Origin of the sequence: Aquimarina brevivitae (assembly GCF_004216895.1) — a bacterium.
Lineage (GTDB): Bacteria > Bacteroidota > Bacteroidia > Flavobacteriales > Flavobacteriaceae > Aquimarina > Aquimarina brevivitae.
In genome coordinates, this window is the sequence record NZ_SGXE01000008.1 from 86,316 (window position 1) to 93,773 (window position 7,458).

6 protein-coding genes are annotated in these 7,458 nt (G+C 38.9%); all 6 read right to left on the reverse strand.

Translation table 11 applies throughout. The annotated features are described in order from the left end of the window. Positions 1–34 precede the first annotated feature (34 nt). The 6 genes from EV197_RS16885 to EV197_RS16910 all read right to left on the reverse strand — a co-directional run bounded on the left by EV197_RS16885 (position 35) and on the right by EV197_RS16910 (position 7,203). Positions 35–1,711 carry a hypothetical protein gene (locus tag EV197_RS16885; protein ID WP_130287984.1) on the reverse strand — a complete coding sequence of 559 codons (1,677 nt, stop codon included), beginning with the start codon at positions 1,709–1,711 and terminating at the stop codon, positions 35–37. Between the two features lie 96 nt (positions 1,712–1,807). After that, a complete protein-coding gene (locus tag EV197_RS16890; RefSeq protein WP_242610764.1) occupies positions 1,808–3,919 on the reverse strand; it encodes a S9 family peptidase in 2,112 nt (703 codons plus the stop codon). A gap of 166 nt (positions 3,920–4,085) precedes the next feature. Then, the gene (locus EV197_RS16895; RefSeq protein WP_130287986.1) at positions 4,086–4,577 is read right to left on the reverse strand and encodes a hypothetical protein; all 492 of its coding nucleotides are present in this window, start codon (positions 4,575–4,577) and stop codon (positions 4,086–4,088) included. Between the two features lie 224 nt (positions 4,578–4,801). Beyond that, entirely contained in the window at positions 4,802–5,431 is a 630-nt protein-coding gene (locus tag EV197_RS16900) for a hypothetical protein (RefSeq protein WP_130287987.1), read from the reverse strand. Between the two features lie 203 nt (positions 5,432–5,634). Next, a complete protein-coding gene (locus EV197_RS16905; RefSeq protein WP_130287988.1) occupies positions 5,635–6,462 on the reverse strand; it encodes a hypothetical protein in 828 nt (275 codons plus the stop codon). A gap of 42 nt (positions 6,463–6,504) precedes the next feature. Then, positions 6,505–7,203, reverse strand: a complete 699-nt coding sequence (locus EV197_RS16910) for a hypothetical protein (protein WP_207224229.1) — start codon at positions 7,201–7,203, stop codon at positions 6,505–6,507. Positions 7,204–7,458: the final 255 nt, after the last annotated feature.

Sequence of the window (7,458 nt, forward strand, 5' to 3'; positions counted from 1 at the left end):
TTAAAAATTTAGAAGGACTATTCCAAATATCTTTTTATTCAACAATCCTATTCAAATGGTCATTTGAGCCTGTCATTTGCCACTGGCCTAACGCCATAGGAATATTACCCATCGCATTAAGGGTGTCAAAAAACTCTTTCAACACAAAGTCTTTGTTTTGAGACTCGCGTATTCTGGCGTATTCAGCCAATGCATTTTCCATTAAGTATTTACCAGTAATATAACTCGTGCCATAACCTGGCTGTCGTAAATATAAGTGTTGCTCAAATATGAGGAGATCTTTTTCTGTTTTCATCCAACCTCTAGGGGTGTACTCGCTATGAATGCCACCCGCTTCTTCCATTGTCATTTGATTGGCATGGGCATACAACGATCCTAAGCCACGGGCCGCACGCTGCGCAATCAAAATGTATACAATCTCTTTAGTTCTTAGACTGTCTTCATACAAACCGGCCTGCATAAACATTTCTTCTACTGCTGTAGCTACCCCTTCGTTTCTGGAGTCAAAAATATTATATAGCAATGGACCTCTTCTGATCTCACTTTCATTGGGTTCATTATCCATTCTCGCTAATTCAAACCAATGATAAAAATGGGAGTATAATGGTCTAGGGTCATAGTGCGCTCCAATCCAAAAGAAGTTGCGCTTTTCCTTTGGAACATAACTTCCTAAATGTTCATTTAGAGCAGTTTCAAAATAGGGTTTGACGCTCACAATATCTTGCTCTTCCAAGAAGGTCAACAAGCTTTTTGATGCAGCTTCGGCCAAGGCTTTATAAGCTTCTGGGGAGTCAGCATCCTTCAACTTTGGTAAATCTCTATTCTTATGCTCTTCTAATTTTAAAGAGGACCAGGCACGAGCAAGTTCCCTTTTAAGTAGCATCACTTCGTCCTCCCAGCTTAACGGCACCAGGTGTACATGCTGCAAGTACCAGGTGTAATTCTCTTTGCCTATACCCGATGGGCCTGTCTTTGATTTAGCTTCAGTAGTTAGCCAGCTTGCAAGGTTTTGGGTAGATGCGATGCATTCATCAATAAGGCTTACTAATGTCGTATCATCCTGTAGGGAAGGCTCTTCTTTTAGTGCCGCCAGATCTTTCGCTTGAGTTTCAATATCTCTAATTCCAGCTATCCAGAGGTCTCTTGCATTGCCGGTAAGGTTTTGCTTTGCCTGTTGATTGAGCGGGCCAATTACCTTCAAGTCATTGATCAGTCGTGCTCTTTCTGCCGATGATAATGGAAAAGTATAAGTCCAGAGCTCAGTGGTAGCATGATGGGTAGGACCTTCATGTGCGGGTACATCGCTTCGGTACGTCCAAACTGTTTTATAAAATGCCGGGTCACGCGTCCAGGGCTTTAAAATACGGTGATTAAAGTCGTAACCATTCATCTCAGCCCACACAATCATCCAGTCCACCTTATTGGCCACCGACCAATTGGCTGTATCTATCGCTGTTAAGCTTTGCTGTAGTTCGATAAACTGCGGCCAGCGTTTTTCAAAAGTTGTTTTTGTATAATCAGGTACTCCGTTAATGAGTGGAGGCTTCTCAAAAGTTCTCCATTCCTTGAATAGTGTAACCAAATCTTCATAGTCGTTGGTCGTAAATTTTACTGTTTTAGCTAGGCTTTGAGTCGTTTTTTCTTCGGGAGTAGTTTGGCAGCTGATGTAAACTAAGAAGAAAAGGCAAAGAATAAGATGGATTGTTCTCATGGGTTACTGTGCAAATTGATGTGATTTATTTGAAGGTTGATCAATTACCTTAAAAATGGAAGATATGTATTTTTTATGAACATTGCTTTTAAATCGCTAATCTGTTGGCGTGCCTAGATGTCGGTCGAAGTATTCGATGAGCTTGCCAAATAGGTAACGACCATAATATTGCTCACGACTCCACCCGTGTGTCGCACTAGGGGCAAATGCAAAGTCAAAGTCCTTGCCCTGTTTAATTAGCTCTTCCGCCAACACAGCGGTCGTCTTAAAGGGCACCACATGATCCTGTAGACCGTGAATGAACAATAGTTTATCTTCTAGGTTTGCTGCGTACTTAAGTGCTTTTCGCTCGAAAATCTCTGGGTGTGTTTGTGGACGACGGACAATGGCCACGTCGTCCGTGCCGAAGAACATGGGGTCAACGGCGGCGGCTGCAGCTACGCCCACCTGGAATAAGCCAGGCTTCATCAAAAGCGAATACACGGAGAGCGTGCCCCCGTAACTGCTGCCCCAGATGCCAATACGATCGGGATCTACATAATCCAGTGACTCCATATAGGCCACGGCACTGGCATAATCTTCAATATCCTGGTCAGCAAAGCCCAATAAGAACTCTTCACGAAATGCACGACCGTAACCGTTGCTACCGCGTGAATCTACTTGCACCACGATATACCCCTTTTGTACCAACAGCTGCTGTACGAGGCTGTAATTGCCGGCCCATCGGTTTCTTGCGGTATTCGAATATACAGGTCCAAAAATCACTGGATACTGCTTGCCAGGTTGCATGTTGCTAGGTTTCAGCACACGGGCATGCAGGGTATAGTCATCCACAAGACTGGGGAAACTCACATAGTCTGCTGCCGTCCAGCTTCGTTCTGTGAAGGCGGGTAGGGGAGAATGGGTTATTCTTGTAGCATCACCCCCATTGCTGTTTGCTACATAAAGTTCGGGTGGAGCGATGTCGTTGCTGTGCATAAACACCAGGTGTTGTCCGTTTGGTGAAGGATAGCCTATATTGCGGCCTGCAAGTTGGGTGAGCTGTTCAGGTTTTCCACCAGACATATTTACGCGATATATGTGTTGCTCGTAAGGATTAACGCCATTACCGGCATAAAAGATGGCATTTCCAGCAGAAATTGGTGCAGACAGTACATCGTAGGAGGGATCAGTGATAAGTTGCGGGCGATCCTTGGAGGGTGAGGCATCTATGGTATACAATCCATAGCGATCCCCCATATCACTTAAGAAAACAACTTGCTTTCCGTTGGGATGCCAGCTTGATCCAAATGAGGTGTACATGCGGCTCTCTCGAACCCCTCGCCAAATCTCACGTAGTTTGCTTGCTCCCGGTGCCACTACATACAATTTACGTTCAACAGCTGTATCGGATGCGGTATCAACGAGTAGGGTGCCGTTAGGTGACCAGTTAAAGTCGATGACCTGGTTAGCGTGTGGCTCAGGTAAATCCAGGTAAGTAATTTGACCACTTGCTACATCAAGCAGACCCACCCTTCGAATCTCGTTGGGATCGCCTGGATAACTTCGGCGAACTTCATTGGGGTTGGTTTCCTCAGCGAGGTAATCCGGGAATGATACTTTTCGCATCTCGCGCCGGTCTACAACGTGAAACACTATGGTTTGGCCATCCGGTGACCATTTGTACGTTGGTCCACTCCAGATGCCTGGTCCAATTTCACGTTCTGGTCGGCTGTAGCGCCCCTTCGGCAAGCTCGAGAGACTGGCAATTCCAATCTCGGTGAGCTGTCGATTCTGTTTAGAACTAAGGTTAGCCAGCCATAGATCACCCTCCTTGATATAAGCTACTTGCTTACCGCTTGGTGCCATTGATAAATTGTGTGCACCGGTCTCTAGAGGCATATATTGACTATCTTCTCCTTGTTGTAGCCTGGTCTGCCATAAATGATTTCCTCTCAGGCTTAGGATGGTGTTGGCGTCGACCCAGGCTAAGTCTCGGACTGAGGCAGATTTGGCGTTTGATAGAAGGCGCACTTCCTTTCCATGGCTTGTGGATACCCACAGGCCGCGCCCTGATACCCCTGGTTCATTCCAGGAGAAGGCAAAGTGCTTACTGTTTGGTGCCCATATGGGTTGGGATGGGGTGGTTCCGGTTAGTTTTGGAGTAGTGAATACGTCATCGAGGGTGAGCTCATTTTCTTGTGCTGTTATTTTTGGGTGTAGCGTCATAAGTACGACTGCCACTATACAGGTTCGCCAAAAAGAGAGGTGTTGCATGTGTTTGTTTTCTTATATGTTTTGTGAAATTATCTTATAGTACTTATAGATACGCTCACTTGTGGAGCGAACCTTTTTAGAGGGCTTTTCATAGGATACTGTGTTGTATACTGAGTATTTATTCATTTAATTCTTTCCAGCATTTTTGAACTTCACGTTTCACTTGCTCTTCCATTTTTGGCAACTCATTCAAAATCCAATTTTTACTTTCTTTTGTAAGATAGTTTTTGTTTTCAGATAATTTGAATTCCATTGCGCCTTGAATTAACGAAATTAATTCTTTTGTTTCTGTTTCTCCGTTCGCAAAATTTGGTCCGATTAAATATCCTAAGATGTCTTTTTCAAGTTTAGGTTTGTAATGCAAAATGTGTGTTACAATCGGAAAATAGAAGTAAAAGAAGCTGTTCGTATTCGATTGATATTGAATTTTATTAAATTCCGAAATTAAAAGTTCACATTGAGAGTCAGAAGTATCAAAGTCCAATTTGGCAAGTACGTCATAAGTCTTTTTAGCACTAGGTTTAATTTCTCCCATTCTTTTTAATTCTGAAAATACTTTTTCAAATTCAGCATTAACTTTTTTGTTCTTTCTCCAGTTTAAAATTCCCAATATTCTTTGTTTTTTACGTTAGTGTATAACGGTCTCAGTAATGAGTAGTTGGGTGATTTAAGTTTTAAATTTAGCAAATACATATCAATTAGAAAATCCGCGTCCCGATAGCTATCGGGATTACTTTCTAAAAGTCTTGCGCCTTTCCAAAAATACAATTACTACTCGATTAATCACTTAGCTGCTAAGATCACATATATGGTGTCGTGGTGGTTTATTTAAGTTTATATATCACCGGTAATAGGTGGAGGAGGTGGAGGAGGTGGAGTTTCTATCCTTTCCTTTAACCATATTTTTAGATCGTATTTGGTATTTAAGTCTTCGTACGAATTGATTAATTTATTTAAGGTTTGAGAAAAACTTTTAATACTTTCGTCATTATCGTAAGAGATAAAAATGATGACTTTTTCTGGACTATCACTATAATTTGAATCCGCCCCATTATTGTTATAATCTTTTTTCAAAATACTTGTTAAGTTATTTAAATGATAGTGTTTTTCACCTTTGAATATTGAGTCGTTATGAATTTCGATAGTATTTCTGCGATAAATTAGAATACAACCAAACCTGTCCCAACAAGGATTTCTGAAATAAATGGTCTTCATTTCTTTGTTAGTTTTGAGCATTACTTTAGGTATGCTATCACTACAGGTAATCTCATCAGTTCGTTTGACTAAATCTTTCCAACTATTGAATCGACTCAATTCCAGTTTAACACTGATACTGTCATTTTTCGAATTCCAAATTCCGTATTTTTTTAGAACTAATTGCTTTTCTTTTAGATCAGAATTTTGACATCCAATTATTGTCAGAATGAGTAAAGTGAAAAATGATATTTTGATGTAATTCCTCATTTATTTAATGGACCAAAATGGCATTGTATATAGTTTGTTACGTTCTTTAATCACCTACTTTAGCAAATACATATCAATTAGAGAATCTGCGTCCTGATAGTTAATGGAATTCCTTTCTGCAAGTCTTGCGCCTTTCCAAAAATACAATTACTACTCGATTCATCAATTCGCTGCTAATATCACATATATGGTGTTAGCAAATGTTATTTTAGTAAATCGATATAAATGTTATTGGTTGATAACTTATTGTCTATTGCAAACTTAGTAAAATTAACATATAGCGAGTCAGTGGTACTTTCTTTGTAAATGAATCTTGTATCAGATATATAACCTATGAATGTGAAATTTCTGAAATTTTTATATGGAAATTTTATCGAATTGGTATCTGTTTCAATTTCTTTTACGACAATACAATCATCTTCTTCTTGAATATATCTAAAAGATATATTTCTTTGATAAATATATTCTTTAGGTAATGTATCTCTTGGTGAATAGAAATCAATTCTACCCTCCATAATGGAATCTTTTCTTCCAGTTATAATTAAATCAAAAAATTTACTTTTGGAAGAATCTAATACTCCATTGTTAAAATATCTAAACTCATTTAGAATTGTATCTTTCCTTTTTCTGTCAACATAAGCATCGATTATTTCTATTTGATTGTCTTTAAAATTATTCATTAATCTTACTTTGTAATATTTCTTTGTTGTATCAATTTCCAATTCGTTTTCAAGTTTTATATGCTTATTGTTGCAAAAAGAAAAAGTCAGACTTTCCACAGATAAAATTTTTTCAAATTCGATATCGTTGCTTAATTTTTCATCCGAGTATTTTGTAATTAAAAAGTCAAAAATACATTCACAAGCATTTTTACTTTTGCTAAAACCATTATCAGGAAGCAACTCAGCCATACAACCAATCATCATCGATTTTTGGTATACAGTTTTGCCGTATGATAAATTGAATAGGAAGTATGTTACTATGAAAAAAAGTATTAAAATAGAAACTAGTGTTATTATTGTTTTTTTCATTAAATATTTGCTATAGCCGATGTTATGGGCAGGGTTTATTTTTTAATCTTCCCATTCGACTTTGTCAGGATACATTTTCGAGTATTTAAAATCATCAAAGTCGGTGTAATATGTCGTAATCGGATAGCCTTCTTTTTCTTTTTTTCCTGTCCAAGTCAAATGAACTAAGGCAAATCTTTTAGAAAAATTCGTTTTCCTAATTTCTAACAATACATCGTCACTTCTCTGGTCGTGGCAAAAAGCTGAGATTTCTATATCCGATAGTTCGTGCTTTTTGGGTTTGCTTATGAAGCTAAAAATAGAATCGGTATTTGTTCCTAGTTCTTTTCTTAGCTCATCTTCAAAAGCAATTTTCTGTTCAATTTGAAGTTCATTCCAAGGCTCTTCAACAAATGGTCGAGGTGGTTTAGTTTGGAAATAGTCTTTTATTATTTTGCTGTCAACTCCTGCAAGGTTAATCCGTTTTGTTTCATTTGGTAGTTCTCTAATGTCGTCAATTGTGTAACCACCTTCAGGAAAAAGAAAAAGTCCGTTTTCTAATTGAGTGTTTAGTCGTAACCCATTCCATTTTTTATAGTCGGGTTTGTTAGTCGCCCAAAACTCCCAAACGGCCTTTTGAATATTGTCGAAGTAATATTCAGTTGGAACAAAGTTTCCAGATAATCCGCCCATTGATTCGTCCTCAACTTGTAAGTCAGTCGTTCCAATTAGTTGTCTATTTGAGAATATTCTTGCTTTCACTTGGTTCGTTTTTCACCTTGCCCATAACGGTCTCGTATAACCGTCAGTTACGGGTTTTATACTACTATTTTTTGATTAAGCACTGGCGTTAGTAATTCCGAGTGGATTCGGACAGCCTGTCCCGAGTTCTCGGAATAGTCGAATCCGCCGTAATTGCGGTTAGCATCTATGTAAAAGCAGCTTATCGTGTATCTTTAAGATGTACTAAAAATTAAAAGATATGAAAACACAACAAACTGCTACTGCTAAGTTATT

What these genes read in the sequence shown, in the direction of transcription:
- EV197_RS16885 (WP_130287984.1), bottom strand. Translation starts at nt 1,711, where the DNA reads ATGAGAACAATCCATCTTATTCTTTGCCTTTTCTTCTTAGTTTACATC.
- EV197_RS16905 (WP_130287988.1), bottom strand. Translation starts at nt 6,462, where the DNA reads ATGAAAAAAACAATAATAACACTAGTTTCTATTTTAATACTTTTTTTC.
- EV197_RS16890 (WP_242610764.1), bottom strand. Translation starts at nt 3,919, where the DNA reads ATGACGCTACACCCAAAAATAACAGCACAAGAAAATGAGCTCACCCTC.
- EV197_RS16900 (WP_130287987.1), bottom strand. Translation starts at nt 5,431, where the DNA reads ATGAGGAATTACATCAAAATATCATTTTTCACTTTACTCATTCTGACA.